This is a genomic window from Flavobacterium zepuense, from assembly GCF_007097145.1.
Classification (GTDB): Bacteria; Bacteroidota; Bacteroidia; order Flavobacteriales; family Flavobacteriaceae; genus Flavobacterium; species Flavobacterium zepuense.
The window spans coordinates 1-16,711 of record NZ_VJVZ01000011.1 but is presented as its reverse complement, the minus strand read 5'-3'; the positions used below and the strand labels follow the sequence as shown (position 1 = coordinate 16,711).

The window sequence follows — 16,711 nt, the reverse complement described above, 5'->3', positions numbered from 1 at the left end:
GTATATGGCATTCAATGTACTCATAATGTACATTTGCGCCCTGATACAAAGAAATGAAATAATTTAAACGTATTGATGAAAAAACTACTCCCCGGTTTTTTATTACTCTTTTTTTCGACACAGGTCTGGGCGCAAAAAACAACAGCGGTACAGGGCCGGGTGCTGGATGCCAAAACGCAACAACCGCTGGAAAACGTGGTGGCTGCCATACAGGCAACAGGCCAGGCGGTGTTAACCAATGCCAACGGAGCGTTTATGTTTAACCCCATTGCCGCCGGCAGCCATGTTATCAGCGTGGGCAGCAGCGGCTACGTTACCCAGCTGTTTAGTATTGAGGCATCTGCCGCAAGGCCGTTAGACCTGGGTGTAATACTCCTTGAAGAAAACACCTATACAGAGCAGCAGCAAAGCCTGATTGCCATTACCGATGCCGATTTGGGCGATGACAATAGCGGGTCTGAAAACACGGCAGGACTTTTACAGGCTTCACGTGATGTATTTCAGCAGGCGGCTGCGTTTAACTGGGGGCAGGCGCGGTTTAAAATTCGTGGGCTTGATAACCCGTACGGCACCACCATGATAAATGGTGTAAGCATGAACAAGCTATACGACGGCAGGCCACAATGGAGCAACTGGGGCGGCCTTAATGATGCTACCCGCAACCAGGAATTTACTATGGGCTCTGCCCCGTCTGACTATACTTTTGGCAACATTCTGGGCACGCAGGAAATTAATACAAGGGCATCGCTCTTCAGGCCGGGAACGCGTCTATCGTATGCAGCAGCTAATACCAATTACAGCTGGCGCGCTATGGCAACCTATGCGTCGGGCATGAACCGCAAGGGCTGGGGGTATGTAGTTTCTGCTTCGCGCAGATGGGCGCAAGAAGGCCATTTTGATGGGACGGATTATGATGCCAACTCGGCTTTTATAAGCGTAGAGAAAAAGCTTAACGATGTGCACAGCCTTAACTTTACCGGTATTTATGCGCAAAACAGCCGTGGTAAAAGTTCGCCCAATACTACAGAAGTTACCCAGCTTATGGGTAAGGAATATAATTCCTATTGGGGCTGGCAGGATGGCAAAAAGCGCAACAGCCGCGATAAAGATGTGGAAGAGCCAATACTGATGCTAAGCCACTTTTGGAAACTAAGCAACAATACATCTTTAAATACCAATATTGCCTACCAGTTTGGTAAGATCGGCAACAGCCGTATCGATTTCCAGAACGTTACCAACCCCGACCCTACTTTTTACCAAAACCTGCCCAGTTATTATACCTCACAGTACGAAAATTCGGTTGGCGTAGCGCCTCAGGCTTACCAGCCTGGCGGCTTGGGCGGAACATTTACCGGGAACAGCGCTCAAAACATAGCACTTGCCCAACAGGCACAGAGCAATTTTACGGCTAACCCACAGCTTAACTGGAACAATATGTATTTTGCCAATACAACAGCAGTTACTGATGGCAATGGCACCGAAATTAACCGTGCACCATCGCAAAGTCGTTACGTTTTATACGAAGACCGTACTGATGACAAAACCCTTACCGCCACTACCCTTTTGCGCTCTCAGGTTACTAATCACATAGTCCTAAATGCAGGGGCTACGTTTACCAAATTAAAATCGCACAATTACCAAAATTTGCTCGACCTGCTTGGCGGGACTTATTATAGCGATATCGACCCATTTTACCGCGGCAGCCAGGGACAGGCTGATTTAAATAATCCTAACCGGCAGGTAGGCGTTGGCGATACTTTCGGCTATAATTACAATCTTACTGCAAACAGCTACAACGCTTTTACACAGTTTAAATTTACCTATAAGATCTTTGATTTTTATTTGGCGCAAACCTATTCACGATCCGACTATCAGCGCGATGGCTTGTACCGCAATGGTATTTATGCCGATAATTCTTTCGGCAAAAGCCAAAAAATAAGCTTTGATAATTTTGGGTTTAAAGGTGGCGTGACTTACAAGCTAAATGGCCGTAACCTGTTTATTTTTAACGGGGTTTACATGACCAAAGCACCCTCTTTAAGAAATACCTTTCCTAATGCACGCTTAAATAACAGCGTGTGGGAAAACCCACAGAGCGAAAACATTGCGGGTGCCGATGTTAGCTACCTGCTGCGTACGCCACTTTTAAAGGCAAGGATAACGGGTTATTTTTCCAAAATAAAAGATGCCGCAGAAACCTCTTTCTTTTTTGCCGAAGGTGTTTTCGAAGGTATTGAGTCGGCCGACTCGAATGCTTTTGTAGCGGAAACCGTAACGAACATCGACAAGAAAATGATGGGGTTAGAAGTTGGCCTTGAATACAAACTTACGGCAACCGTTAAGCTTACAGCATCGGCTTCTTATGGGCAATATACGTATGATAATAACCCTAACGTTTTACTTAATAACGATGCTTTCGCTGCACTGCAACAGGAAACGGGCTTGGTAAACCCTAACGGGGTGGTTACTAATTTTGGCGCTGCCACCATGAAAAACTACAAACTACCCGGTATGCCGCAACAGGCCTACGCCGTAGGGATAGAATACCGCGACCCTGATTATTGGTGGGTAGGCACCAACGTCAATTATTTGGCAAACAATTATTTAGACGTGTCGGCATTGCTGCGCACCACTAACTTTTTAAAGAACCCGGCTGATGTAAACGGTTTCCCGTTCCCGGAAGTAAGCAGCGAGCGAACCCACGAACTTTTAAAACAGGAAAAATTTGATGCTTTTTACCTGGTTAACCTTCAGGGCGGTAAATCGTGGAAGTTTGGTAAATACATCGTGGGCTTTTTTGGAAGCGTAAATAACCTGTTTGATGTTACCTATAAAACGGGTGGTTTTGAGCAGGCTCGCAATGCCAATTATCGCCAGCTCAATCAAGATGTTATCAGCGGCACGCCGGCCTTTGGTGCCAAATATTTTTACGGCTATGGCCGAACTTATTTTTTAAACCTCTATCTCAACTTTTAAGATATGAAAACACTTTATAAATACCTCATCGCCCTAAGCCTGATTATAATTATGGCAGGTTGTGTAAACGATGATGATTACAATACCCCAGTGCTGGATTGTGATGGCACTACGTTGGTTAAGAACATGGAACCACAGGCAATTCCGGCTACATCTCAGGTGCAGCTATATGCAGATAATACAGCCATTTCGGGCGATGATATTATTGAAGCTTACGTTACCAGCAGCGATAAAGGCGGTAATTTTTATAAAACGATTTCATTCCAAACCTTAGATGCATCGTTTGGGTTTAGTGTAGATGTAGATGTTACATCCACCTTTATCAACTTTGAGCCGGGCCGCAAGGTTTTGATCAAACTCAATGGCCTTTACACACAACTGTACAATGGGTCGCTTAATCTGGGCGGCGTTTATTTAATAAACGGTTTTGCAACCATAGGCCGCCTGCCGGAAGCCGATTATCTTACTTACCTTAACCGTTCGTGCACTGTAGTGCCGGAAGAAACATTAGTACAGCATGTAACCCTTACCCAACTTAAAAACGACAGCTACCTTAATAAGTTAGTCGAGATTGACAACGTACAGTTTGCCGATACATCGGTTGGGCATACCTATTACGAAAGCAATAACGATATTGGCGGTGCCACCAATCATTTACTTAAAGATGCTACCGGCGATACTCTGATTTTCAGGACTACTGCCCAGGCTGAGTTTTCAGGCAACGCCGTACCAAACGGTAGCGGACAGATAAGGGGTATCCTTACAAAATATGGTAATGATTATCAATTTATAGCCCGTACCAAAGAAGACATTAAATTAAACGCCCCCCGGTTTTAATAATACATCTGACTATCTATCCATGCGTTATTCCACAGGCGGTTACCATTAATTCACTATTTTTTATTGTCCTATTCTTTTTCATTCTAAATAAAAACAATAGATTTGCGCTAATTTAGATTTAATAAAAATAAATTAACCGTAAACCAAATGAAAAGATTACATACTTTACTGGCATTAACCCTTGTTATGCTGGCTACTGTTTCTTGTAAAAAAGAAGAAAAAACTACCGAGCCAACCACTAATGCTACCGATACGGTTGTTAAAATCGAAACCTTTAAAATCGTTTCGCTTAACGGCGCGGTTACAGAGGTTGTAGCTGCCTTAGGCCATGAAGCTCAAATTGTAGGTGTAGATGTTACCAGCACGTACCCTGAAAGCGTTAAAAAAACAGCTAAAGACCTCGGCCACGTTGCACACGGTGTTTCTATAGAAGCTATTATGGCATTACAGCCAACACTTATACTGGCTACCGATAAAGATCTGACACCGGACCTTTCCGCTAAGATTAAGGCATCAGGTGTTAAGTATGAGATTATCAAACAGGAGTTTACTCCGGAGGGTACCAAAAAACTTATTGCCGATGTGGCAGGTGTTTTAGGCCATAAAGATTTTAAAGCACTACAGGATAAAGTAGATGCCGACCTAAAAGCGGTTAAGCCTCTTGCATCTGCCCCTAAAGTATTATTTATTTATGCCCGTGGCGCTAACATGCTAATGGTTAGCGGTACAGGAACTCCGGTAGACCAGGTTATTGCCCTTGCAGGCGGTAAAAATGCCATTACAGAGTTTGCCGACTTTAAACCGTTAACCCCGGAAGCGCTTATTAAAGGCAACCCGGATGTTATTTTAATGTTCGACAGCGGTGTTGAAAGCCTTAAAGGCGATGCAGGCGTACTTAAAATTCCGGGTGTAGATAAAACTAACGCCGGTAAAAATAAAAAGATCATTACTATGGATGGAGGTTTGCTTAGTGGCTTTGGCCCACGCTTAGGCGAGGCTGCTGCCCAGCTAAACAGCAAGCTTGCCGCAGATGCAAAATAAATTGCCATTATACCTTATTGTAAGCTTACTACTGCTGGTTACACTGGCAGTAGTTTCGCTATATATGGGTGTATATGTTTTTGAGAAGCATTCGTTTTACGAAATTTTTACAGGCCTTATAAATCACGACGGCAGTATAGACCCGGCCGATGAGTTTGTGCTCATGCAGCTGCGCCTACCGCGTATTGTAATGGCCATATTAATTGGTAGTGCACTATCGGTATCGGGTACGTGTTTGCAAGGTATGTTCCGCAACCCGCTTGCCACACCTGATTTGATTGGTATAACCGCAGGAGCATCGCTCTTTGCAGCCGTTACCATTGTGCTGGGCAGTTACATACGCCCGTACATACCGGAGTTCTTGCAGTATTCGCTTTTAAGCATAATGGCATTTGTAGGTTCGCTTATTACTATGGTTATGGTGTACCGCATATCTACCCAAAATGGCCGCACCAATGTGGTTATGATGCTCTTAACAGGTGTTGCCATAACCGCTATGGGCTTTGCCGTAATGGGTTTGCTTATTTATTTTAGTAAAGACGACCAGCTGCGCGACCTTACGTTTTGGAACCTTGGCAGCCTTGCCGGTGCCACTTGGACGAAGAATACCATACTGGCAACGGTTGTTGCGGTGTCATATTACTTTCTTATTAACAAAGGCAAGGCACTTAATGCCATGATGCTGGGCGAAAAAGATGCACAGCACCTTGGCATACCGGTAGAACGTATAAAAAAGCAGATAGTAATTTTAACAGCTTTACTTGTAGGTACAACCGTTGCATTTGCAGGTACCATAGGCTTTGTAGGCTTAATAGTGCCTTACATTTTAAGGCTTGTTTTTAAGAGTAACTATCATATAATATTGCCCTTATCGGCAGTTTTTGGGAGCATGTTGCTACTTTTGGCCGATACCATCAGCCGTACCATAGCCCCGCCAAGCGAAATACCTATTGGTGTGCTTACCGCCTTTATGGGTTCGCCTATTTTTATAATAATATTGATCCGCAACAGGAACACAATGTAAATTATGTTAGAAGCCAGTAATGTATCCTACGCCCACCGCAAGTTTTCGATACTCGAAAACATAAATGTGTCTGTACACCACGGTGAACTTCTTGTAATTGTGGGCCCTAACGGCGCAGGTAAAAGCACCCTGCTTAGCCTACTGTCCAACGAGATGGATAAGCACAAAGATCCTATCTTCTTTAAAAAGAAAACCTTTAAAGAGTGGGATAATAAGGAACTGGCATACAGCAAGGCCAAGTTTTCACAAAGTAACAGCCATGATATTCCGCTATCGGTAAAAGATGTGGTTATGATGGGCCGCTACCCGTATTTCAGCTCCATTCCGCATAAAACCGATGAAGAGGCTGCACAAAAAGCCATGGCAGAGACCGATGTGGTGCACCTTACAAACCGCGAGTACAATTCACTTTCCGGTGGCGAAAAACAACGTGTGCACCTTGCCCGTGTGCTGGCCCAACTGGATAATGATATAGTGCAAAAGCTTGTTTTTTTAGATGAGCCCCTTAATAACCTGGATGTGCTGCACCAGCACCGCATACTGCACACCATTAAAAACTTTACAAAGCGTGGCAATACGGCTGTAATGGTACTGCACGACCTTAACCTGGCTGCCCAGTTTGCCGATAGGGTAATGCTGCTTAAAAAGGGCAAAATAGTAGCGCACGATGTTCCCGATAAGGTATTTACCCGCGAGATCATCAGCAGTGTTTACAATTTTCCGTGCACCATTTGCCCCAACCCTGTTAATCAGAACCCCTTAATAATTTTTGGAACCTAATTTTATAGCATATGAGTACAATCGTTAATTCATTAAAACAACAGTGGGACGCCCTTAAAGCAGAAACCCCGCATTTAAGGATACGTAATGCAGCCGAGAAACTTGGCGTTAGCGAGGCAGAACTTCTTGCCACACAAACAGGAGAAAGCATTACGCGCCTTCGCCCGGAGTTTGCCGCTATTTTATCTGAAGTAGAGACCCTTGGCAAAGTTATGGGCCTTACCCGTAACGATGAGTGCGTGCACGAACGCAAAGGTGTTTACCTTAACCCTGATTTTAGCTCTCCGTTTGCAGGATTGTTTGTAGGCCAGGATATCGATATGCGTATTTTCCTTTCACACTGGGATAAAGCTTATGCAGTATCTGAAGCAGGCGAGCACGGCGACCGTAAAAGCCTTCAGTTTTTTGGTAAAGACGGCCTTGCCATCCATAAAATATACCTTACTGCCGATAGCGATGCTGCTGCATTTGATGTTTTGGTAGCAAAATATACATCAGACAACCAAACTACAGAAGAAACTGTGGTTGAGGTGCCGCTTGTAATTGATGAAAAACCGGACAGCGATATTGATGTTGAAGGTTTTCAGGCTGCATGGAGTACTCTTAAAGATACTCACGCGTTCTTTGGTATGCTAAAAAGGTTTGGTGTAACCCGTACACAGGCGCTTCGCCTTGCTCCAAACGAAAACCTTGCTAAAAAAGTAGATAAAGAAGTGGTTGTAAAAATGCTTGAAGGCGCTGCCGAAAGCAAACTGCCTATTATGTGCTTTGTAGGCAACAGGGGTAACATACAAATACACACCGGCCGCGTGCGCAAAACAATGTGGCACAACGAGTGGTTTAATGTAATGGACCCTGATTTTAACCTTCACCTGGATATGAGCAAAATTGCCCAGGTTTGGATAGTGCGCAAACCAACCGAAGATGGCGAAGTTACCGCTGTTGAGGTGTTTAATGAACTTGGCGAAATTATCGTTCAGTTCTTTGGCAAGCGTAAGCCGGGCATCCCTGAATTGCAGGAGTGGAAAGAACTGGTTGCTTCTTTATAATTTTATCCGTTTTAATAGTAAAAGCCGCATTCTTAATAGGATGCGGCTTTTTTTATGGGCTTAAAAGCTGTACAATCGTGTTGTACCACTTTTTATTTTTACTGAAAAGAAAATTATAATCTATAATAATGTATAGGGTGCTATAATTTGTTTTTATACGCAACGGTTTCCAAAAGAGTCCGAAGTTTTTTGCCAAAAGAGGCGTGTAAATTTCATCAAACCCTAAATACAGCTGTATTATATCGCCTAAAGGCATATCTATATTAACATCGCCCGAAATTGATAGTGCTCCATCTTTCAAAACAATAGTACCGCAATGCGTATAAAAAGGGCCTGTACCGCTAAATTGATACCCAAAATCTGTAGATCTGTTGCGGTTGGCTACCTCAAAATCATAGCTCCAGAATATACTGCCTTGTAACAGGGTCGCCATTATTCTTTCTCTTCGGCGTGGTTGTCTTTATAATCAGGGTATAAAAAGTTGTTGTAAGGAAAGCGGCTAATGTGTATAGCACGCACCGCCTCGTATACCTTTTCCCTAAAGTCTTCAAAATTCTCTTTGTTGGTAGCGCTAATAAACAGTGCTTTATCCTGCCCTACGGTACTCATCCATGTGGCTTTCCATTCATCCAGCGAGTAGTGGCGTGATGTTTTCTCGGTAATCAAATCATCTTCATCAATGGTAAGCGGCTTATAGGCATCTATTTTATTAAAAACCATTATGGTAGGCTTATCATTACTCTTAATATCCTGCAATATCTGGTTCACAGATGCTATGTGGTCTTCAAAATCAGGGTGGCTAATGTCTACCACGTGCAACAGCAAGTCGGCTTCACGAACCTCGTCAAGCGTACTTTTAAACGAGTCGATAAGCTGTGTAGGCAGTTTGCGGATGAACCCAACGGTATCAGATAACAGGAACGGCAGGTTTTTAATAACCACTTTACGCACGGTAGTATCAAGCGTTGCAAAAAGTTTATTCTCTACAAATACCTCGCTTTTACTAATAACATTCATAAGGGTGCTTTTACCCACATTAGTGTAACCTACAAGGGCTACCCTAACCATGGCGCCACGGTTGCCGCGCTGCACACCCATTTGCTTGTCTATGGTTTTAATCTTTTCTTTTAACAAAGCAATACGGTCGCGCACAATACGCCTGTCGGTCTCAATCTCAGTCTCACCGGGGCCACGCATACCTATACCACCACGCTGGCGCTCAAGGTGGGTCCACATACCGCTAAGGCGTGGCAGCAGGTAAATACACTGTGCCAGCTCTACCTGTGTGCGGGCGTATGATGTTTCTGCACGCTGTGCAAAAATATCAAGGATAAGGTTAGTACGGTCTAAAACTTTAATGTCCAATATTTTGGTAATGTTCTTTTGTTGCGCAGGCGAAAGCTCATCATCAAAAATAATAGTCTTAATATCATGTTCTTTAATGTAAAGATGTATTTCCTCAATTTTTCCGGTCCCCAAAAAGGTTTTTGGGTTGGGGCGCTCCATCCTTTGATTAAAACGTTTAACCACCTGCCCGCCTGCGGTATAGGTTAAAAATTCTAATTCATCTAAGTATTCTGTTAATTTTTCTTCGTTCTGCTCTTTTGTAATAATACCCGCAAGTATTGTTTTTTCAAAGCTAATAGTTTCTTTCTCCAGCATATATCACATTATATTGTTTTACAAATTTACAAAAATTAAGCCCATTTAATTTTTACATTATTATAAAAAAGCGCAAAAAGAAATTTTTCTGTTAAAATTCAACATAACGTTAACCATATGTTATATTTTTATAAATTTGAAGATTAAATTTTCTTAAACCTAAAAAACTATGAAAAAAATTACCCTTTTGTTTTTCATGTTTTGTCTTTCACTCTGTGCTTACGCACAACCCGGGTTACCCGAGGAGGGATTTGAAGGCACGTGGACTACACAAACAGGTTCGGGGGCTGGCGGGCCCGCCGGATGGGCTTTAGTAAGCGAGGCCAATGGCCCTACCGTATGGTGGATTCAGGGCAATGGCGGTGCTGCACAGCCTGCATTTGAAGGAACGCACTCGGCGTTTCTTGACCGTGAAAACGTTGCACCTACAACTGTTGCAACAGACTGGCTTATAACGCCACTTATTGAAATGCCAACTAATCCTCAGTTGCATTTTTATTCTCGTTTATTTTTTAATGCCGATCAGGGATCTTCATTTAAAATATACGTATCTAACCCCGTTGCCGAGGCAGACGACAGCGTGGCGAACCAAACCAACACGGCTAACTTTGGCACTCCGCAGGTTACCTGGACAGAACTTCAGATAAACCCTACGCAACAGGCCTGGGCAGAAAAAACGTTAGACCTGCCTGCTACCATGGCCGGCTCATTTAGGTATATTGCCTTTGTAATGGAAGGAGATAACGCAGAGCGATGGGCTATAGATAATGTAAAAGTAACCGCTAAGTGCCAGGATCCAAGTGCACTTACAGCCACTGGCATTACAACTACTACAGCTAACCTTAGCTGGGCTAACCCAAGTGGCGCAACCTCTTGGGAAATTGAGGTTTTACCAGTAACAGCCGTACCTACAGGAGTGGGTGTAACTTATACAGGTACATTGCCTTTCCCTGCAGGAACTGCAGGCAGCGGTGTAACACTTACAGAGAACACTGATTATAAATACTATGTTAAGGCATTGTGTTCTGACGGTGGAGAAAGTATCTGGGTAGGCCCTTTTAACTTTAGTACCACTGCGGTAGGAGAAGCCTGTGGCTCGCCTATTGTTGTAGGTAGCATACCTTACTCTACTACAGATAACACATCTAACTATGGCGATACTGTAGAGAACAGCCCGGGAGCAACCGGCTGTGGTACTACAAGCCCTTACCTAAACGGTAATGATGTATTTTATGCTTATACCCCTACTACTACAGGTGTAATTAGTATAGATGTAACTAATAACGGTGCATGGACAGGTGTGTTTGTATACAACAGTTGTGCAAACGTAGGTGTAAGCTGCGTAGGCGGTGCATCATCATCGGCGGCAGTACCCCTTAATATTCCATCGTTATCAGTAACGGCAAATACAACTTATTATATAGTTATCTCTACATGGGCTACGCCACAAACTACCCCATATACACTAACTATACAGCAGGTAAACTGTGCACCACCGGTAGGGCTTCCTACAACAGGGGCAACAGCAACATCTGCAAACTTATCGTGGTCTAACCCAAGCACCGCCACATCATGGCAGCTTGTGGTACAAAACCCGGGATCTGGCATACCTACAGGTGCAGGTACTACAGTAACTACAAATACTAACTACCCTGTATCTGCTACTACGCCAGGTGGCGTTGCTTTTACAGAAGCTACGGCTTATGAGTACTATGTACGTGCCGATTGCGGCAACGGTACTTTTAGTGCCTGGGCAGGCCCTTATAGTTTTATGACAACGCAGGTTCCTGCAACATTAAACTACACACAGGATTTTGAAACCACTCCTACAGGATGGTCTTTAAGCAATGGTAACCAGCCTAACCAATGGTATGTAGGTACTGCAACATCAAATGGCGGTACACACTCATTGTATATATCTAACACCGCTGGTGTTACAAATGCCTATAACAACACTCAGGCATCTGTGGTTCATGCTTACAGGGATTTCGCAGTTCCTGCAGGGGCTGATCAGACTAACCTTTCTTTCGATTGGAAGAATTTAGGTGAAACAGGATGGGATTATATTAGAGTATGGCAGGTTCCTGCAAGTTTTGCCCCTACAGTAGGCCAGCAAATTACTGCAGCTGCCGATCGTATAATGGTGGCAGGCCCACTTGTTGGCAACAGCAACTGGACAACGGTTAACACACTTCTTACAACTACCCCATACATAAATGGCACAATGAGGCTGGTTTTTGAGTGGAGGGATGATACAAGTGGCGGTAGTAACCCACCGGCCGCTATAGATAACATTAACCTTAGTGTTATTACATGTTCTCAGCCAACAGCTTTAACTATCAGTACACTTACAGATAGTGCTGCTACTTACACATGGACAGGCCCTTCGGGAGGTGCAGAATCGTATGATGTATATTGGTCTACAACCAATACAGCTCCTACTGCAAGCACAACTCCTGTTACAACGGTAACCGCAACCACTTATACACAAACTCCGCTTACACCATCTACAACTTACTATTTCTGGGTAAGAAGTAATTGTGGTACAGACGATGGAGTAAGCTTATGGACAGGCCCTGTTAGCTTTACAACACCGCAAATTCCTGCTGTAACTGATTATGTTCAGGATTTTGAAGGTACAGATAACGGTAACTGGACACTTAACAACGGTACACAAACCAACAAATGGGCAATAGGTACGGCAACAAGCCTTAGCCCTACACACTCGTTATACGTAACGAATGATAATGGTGTAAGTAACGCTTATACAACAAATGCATCATCGGTTGTACAGGCATACAGGGATATAGTTATTCCTGCCGGTACTACAGATGCTAACCTTGCTTTCTCATGGAAAAATGTTGGCGAAAACAACTTTGACTACATTAGGGTATGGCTTGTTCCTACAACATTTACCCCAACTGCGGGTACACAAATTGCTCCAGGCACTAACCGTATACAAATAGGTGGTAACCTTGTGGGCAGTGCTGCCTGGACAAACGTTAGCGTTGTACAAAACGTATCTACTTATGCAAACAGCACAATGCGACTTGTATTTGAGTGGAGAAACGACGGAATTATAGGTACACAGCCACCAGCAGCTATAGATAATGTTAACTTTAGCATTATTACATGTCCGCAGCCAACTGCGTTAACCGTATCCGGTATTACAGAAACTCAGGCAGTTCTTAACTGGACTAACCAGGGTACGGCAACTGCATGGGAAGTTTATGTAGTGCCAAGTACACAACCGGCTCCTACGGCTTCTACAGTAGGTACTACTGTTACTACGGCTCCTCCTTATACTATTACCACACTTACAGCCGCTACACAGTACAATTACTATGTAAGGGCAGTATGTGCCGATGACGATAAGAGTTTATGGTCTGGCCCAATATTATTTAACACTCCTATATGCGACCCGTCAACACAATGTAACTATAGCTTTGTAATGACAGACTCTTGGGGCGATGGCTGGAATGGCAATACCATGACAGTATCTCAAAACGGTATACCTGTTGCAACTATAGGTTCTACATTTACAACAGGCGTTGGCCCTGTAACGGTACAGGTTCCTTTATGTAATGGTGTTCCTTTTGAATTATACTGGAACGCAGGCGGAAATTTTGCCGGCGAGGTAGGTGTATCAATTGTAAACCCATTCACACAAACGCTTTATACAAAACCAGCGGGTACAGGCACACAAAACTCTATGCTCTTTGTAGGCGAAGTAGATTGTCTTTTCCCTGCATGTTTACCTCCGGCAGGTGTTACCATAACGGATGAAACTACAACTACCATTGATGTAGAGTGGACACCATCTGTAATTGTAGGTGCTACTTACGAAGTGTATTATACTGTAGCCGGTGGCGATGCTCCGGGCGAAACTCCAACTACAAACGTAATTGCCACAACTACACCGGAGGCTGTTATAGATGAGCTTACAGCAAGTACAGCATATGATATTTATGTTCGTACAATTTGTAGCACTACAAGCAACAGTACATGGGCCGGCCCTTACCAGCATGAAACAGACCCATTATGCCCGGATCCTTTAGATCTTTCTGTTACATGTTTATCAGGTACGGGTGCTTCATTCTCATGGACTCCTGATGGATCTGAAACTTCATGGGAAGTTGTTGTATTACCTGCAAGTGCCCCGACACCTACATCAGGTACTGTGGTTACTTCTCCGGAATATATACAGGAAGGATTAACAGTATCTACTCAATATACGGTATATGTTAGAGCGGTATGTCCTTCTGTAAATGGTTTTAGCGACTGGGTGCAAACCAACTTTACAACCCCTACAGTAGGCCCTGGTGATGCAGAACCTTTCTGTGCAGGCGATAGCGGTGTACCTGTTGTTAACTCTACAGGAGTTACAGGTTACGGTTCTATTGGCTGTTTAGGCAGTACGCCTAACCCTATATGGTATTACCTCACTGTAGACTCTCCTGGTAATCTTAACTTTACCCTTACACAGGTAAGCAACGCAGGCACGCCTATTGATGTTGACTTTGCAGCCTTTGGGCCGTTTACATCTCAACTTGATGCTTGTAGCCAGATAGAGCTTGTACCGGGTGCTAACCCGCTAATAGTAGCATGTAGCTACTCTGCATCAGCAACTGAGATTTTCTCTTTAGCTAATACACAGGCTGGCCAGGTATATGCGTTACTTTTAACAAACTTTAACGGCCAGGCCGGTAATATAACCCTTACGCAAACTAACATCAACGCTCCGGGCGCTGGTGCTACAAGCTGTGATATTACTGTAGAACTTGGTGCAGACCAGATATTATGTGCTGCCGATGAAGCTGATATAACAGCAACTATTGGCAACCCTACAGATTTCTCAGGCTTTAGCTATCAGTGGTTTATGGATGGTGAGGAAATTACTGATCCTGAAGTAGTGGAATCAGATGACGATTCTGAAACTATTCATGTTACAGAACTTGGTACACACGTATACAGCGTTGTTGTAACATATCCTAACCAGCCTACAACTGAAGTAATTACAGATCAGTTTACCGTTGCGTTAAGCCCAACATTTGTTGCTCCAACACCAGATCCTGTAACACTTTGTGGCTCAAATGGTACTGCATCTTTAACAGTAGATTACGATGTACTTTTAGGTGATCTTGATCCTAATCAATATGAGGTTGTAGGCGTTTACACGTCTCAGGCAGATGCAAACGTAAACGCTAACCCTATCGCAGATGGTTCAGTATTTACAGCATCTACACAAACACTTTATGTAGTTATTGCCGATAGCGATGTAATTTCTTGTACGCAAACAGTACAATGGGTTATTACCGTTGCCCCGGCACCTACTGCTACAATTGCTTATGCAGGCCCTTACTGCTCTAACGGTACAGATGCTACTGTTACACAAACAGGTAATGCAGGTGGTGTTTATACATCAACCGCAGGCTTATCTATAGATGCTGCTACAGGTACAATAAACCTTGCCGATAGCACTGTAGGTACTTACACTGTAACGTATACTCTTGCAGCTACAGCTTCATGTCCTGCATTTGTAACAACTACAACAGTTGAAATTTTAGAAGCGCCACAAGCTGAAATAGGTTATGGTACCACTCCAAGCACTACTTTCTGCTCTAACGCAGGAACTGTTGAGCCACTACCGGTTAACGGTACTTTAGGCGGAACTTATAGTGCAGACAATGGCCTTGCTATAGACCCTGTAACAGGTGAAATTGATGTTACAACAGCAACTCCTGGTACTTATATTATAACCTATACCATAGCCGCTTCTGGCCCATGTGCCGAAGTTACTGCAACTACAGAGGTTGTTATTACAACACAACCGGTTGCTGCAATATCGTATGCTAACTCACCATACTGCTCTAATGCAGGTACAGCTACTGTTACACAAACAGGCGCTTTAGGTGGTGTTTATTCTGCCGATAGTGCTGTTGTTATCAATGCAACTACAGGAGATATAGACCTTGCTGCAAGTACAGCCGGTACTTATACTGTAACATATACAGTTGCAGCAGCAGGCGGATGTGAGGAAGTAATAGCTACTACACAGGTTGTTATAACCACACTACCTGTAGCTGGCTTTACTTATGCATTTGCATCGGTTTGCCAAAATGCAGAAAACGTTCCTGCGGTACTTAATACAGGTGGCGTTGCCGGCATATTTACGGTAGATGTTCCAGGCCTTATTATAGATCCTGCAACAGGAACTATAACTCCGGGCACAAGCGCAGTAGGTACATATATTGTAACTAATACTGTTGCTGCAGCCGCCGGTTGTGGCGAGGTAACAGAAAGTGTTACAGTTAATATACTTCCTGCCCCGGTACCAACATTTAGCTATGCATCAGCTGCATACTGCCAGGATGAAACAACTAACCCATCTCCAATATTAACAGATGTTGCCGGTACATTTACCGCTTCGCCTGCAGGATTGGTAATAGATGGTGCAACAGGTGTTATTAACCTTGCTGCAAGTACACCGGGTACGTATACAGTTTCTAATACTGTTGCAGGTACAACAGATTGTCCTTCGGTAACCGCTACTACTACTGTTACAGTAACTGCACTTCCTGTGGTATCTGTAGTTCAGGGATGTATTGATAACAATTATACCCTAACAGTATCATTTGAGCAGGATTTACTGCACAATGCAGATAATGTATCGTTTGAATGGACAAACAGTGCCGGTACAGTTGTAGGTACAGATGCTTCAACATTAGTTGTTACAAACACTGAGCCTGAAACATACTATGTTAAAGTAACTCCTTTAGCCGGCGATTGCCCTGCAAATGCAGAAGCATTTGTAGACTCAGCAAGCTGCCTGGTACAAAAAGGTATCTCTCCTAACGGCGATGGTAAAAATGACAACTTTGACCTTAGCGGTTTTGATATTAAAAAACTGGAGATCTTTAACCGTTATGGTAAAGAGGTATACAGTAAAAATATGTACAAAGACGAGTGGTTTGGACAAACCAATAGTGGTGACGAACTGCCAACAGGTACATACTTCTTTATGTTTGAGCGTGCCAACGGTGAAACTAAAACCGGATGGATTTACATTAACAGACAAGATTAATTAAATTGGTAAAAATTCTCCCGTTCTATTTAGGGCGGGAGTTTTTTTTACTTTTATAGATAAGGGCAGTATCTCATTTTTATACTGTTTTTTTATTTTTTTGATGTATTTTCCTAAATAAATCATAAAAACGTTATATATTTAGTCCGTATTTTGTTTTTTTGAATGGGATATTACTATTTTGAATATTTTAGAAACTATAACTTTATAATATTAAACATACATTACTCATTTTCAATATCAAACAACTAAATT

At 43.3% G+C, this 16,711-nt stretch carries 9 protein-coding genes; 7 read left to right on the top strand and 2 right to left on the bottom strand.

Features of this window, described 5'->3' with window-relative positions:
• Nucleotides 1-75: 75 nt before the first annotated feature.
• From FMM05_RS15765 to FMM05_RS15740, 6 genes are all read left to right on the top strand, one after another.
• A complete protein-coding gene (locus FMM05_RS15765) occupies nucleotides 76-2,976 on the top strand; it encodes a carboxypeptidase-like regulatory domain-containing protein (RefSeq protein ID WP_143374363.1) in 2,901 nt (966 codons plus the stop codon).
• Nucleotides 2,977-2,979: 3 nt separating this feature from the next.
• Nucleotides 2,980-3,813 (top strand): DUF5689 domain-containing protein, encoded by an 834-nt coding sequence (locus FMM05_RS15760; RefSeq protein ID WP_143374362.1) that lies wholly within the window; start codon nucleotides 2,980-2,982, stop codon nucleotides 3,811-3,813.
• 150 nt (nucleotides 3,814-3,963) lie between these two features.
• Entirely contained in the window at nucleotides 3,964-4,857 is an 894-nt protein-coding gene (locus FMM05_RS15755) for a heme/hemin ABC transporter substrate-binding protein (RefSeq protein ID WP_143374361.1), read from the top strand.
• A complete protein-coding gene (locus tag FMM05_RS15750) occupies nucleotides 4,847-5,881 on the top strand; it encodes a FecCD family ABC transporter permease (protein WP_143374360.1) in 1,035 nt (344 codons plus the stop codon). The genes FMM05_RS15755 and FMM05_RS15750 overlap by 11 nt, the downstream gene beginning before the upstream one ends.
• Nucleotides 5,882-5,884: 3 nt before the next feature.
• On the top strand, nucleotides 5,885-6,661 hold the full coding sequence (locus FMM05_RS15745; RefSeq protein ID WP_143374359.1) for a heme ABC transporter ATP-binding protein: 777 nt from the start codon (nucleotides 5,885-5,887) through the stop codon (nucleotides 6,659-6,661).
• An 11-nt stretch (nucleotides 6,662-6,672) separates the two neighbouring features.
• Nucleotides 6,673-7,710, top strand: a complete 1,038-nt coding sequence (locus FMM05_RS15740) for a hemin-degrading factor (protein WP_143374358.1) — start codon at nucleotides 6,673-6,675, stop codon at nucleotides 7,708-7,710.
• 52 nt (nucleotides 7,711-7,762) lie between these two features.
• On the opposite strand, the gene FMM05_RS15735 is transcribed toward FMM05_RS15740, so the two are convergent.
• Nucleotides 7,763-8,143, bottom strand: a complete 381-nt coding sequence (locus FMM05_RS15735) for a hypothetical protein (protein WP_143374357.1) — start codon at nucleotides 8,141-8,143, stop codon at nucleotides 7,763-7,765.
• On the bottom strand, nucleotides 8,143-9,372 hold the full coding sequence (hflX, locus tag FMM05_RS15730; RefSeq protein WP_143374356.1) for a GTPase HflX: 1,230 nt from the start codon (nucleotides 9,370-9,372) through the stop codon (nucleotides 8,143-8,145). Before hflX ends, FMM05_RS15735 begins: the two co-directional genes overlap by 1 nt.
• A 169-nt stretch (nucleotides 9,373-9,541) precedes the next feature.
• On the opposite strand from hflX, the gene FMM05_RS15725 reads away from it, so the two are divergent.
• Entirely contained in the window at nucleotides 9,542-16,456 is a 6,915-nt protein-coding gene (locus FMM05_RS15725; protein WP_143374355.1) for a fibronectin type III domain-containing protein, read from the top strand.
• The last annotated feature ends 255 nt before the right edge of the window (nucleotides 16,457-16,711 follow it).

What these genes read in the sequence shown, in the direction of transcription:
- FMM05_RS15765 (WP_143374363.1), top strand. Translation starts at nt 76, where the DNA reads ATGAAAAAACTACTCCCCGGTTTTTTATTACTCTTTTTTTCGACACAG.
- FMM05_RS15760 (WP_143374362.1), top strand. Translation starts at nt 2,980, where the DNA reads ATGAAAACACTTTATAAATACCTCATCGCCCTAAGCCTGATTATAATT.
- FMM05_RS15735 (WP_143374357.1), bottom strand. Translation starts at nt 8,143, where the DNA reads ATGGCGACCCTGTTACAAGGCAGTATATTCTGGAGCTATGATTTTGAG.
- hflX (WP_143374356.1), bottom strand. Translation starts at nt 9,372, where the DNA reads ATGCTGGAGAAAGAAACTATTAGCTTTGAAAAAACAATACTTGCGGGT.
- FMM05_RS15750 (WP_143374360.1), top strand. Translation starts at nt 4,847, where the DNA reads ATGCAAAATAAATTGCCATTATACCTTATTGTAAGCTTACTACTGCTG.
- FMM05_RS15755 (WP_143374361.1), top strand. Translation starts at nt 3,964, where the DNA reads ATGAAAAGATTACATACTTTACTGGCATTAACCCTTGTTATGCTGGCT.
- FMM05_RS15745 (WP_143374359.1), top strand. Translation starts at nt 5,885, where the DNA reads ATGTTAGAAGCCAGTAATGTATCCTACGCCCACCGCAAGTTTTCGATA.
- FMM05_RS15725 (WP_143374355.1), top strand. Translation starts at nt 9,542, where the DNA reads ATGAAAAAAATTACCCTTTTGTTTTTCATGTTTTGTCTTTCACTCTGT.
- FMM05_RS15740 (WP_143374358.1), top strand. Translation starts at nt 6,673, where the DNA reads ATGAGTACAATCGTTAATTCATTAAAACAACAGTGGGACGCCCTTAAA.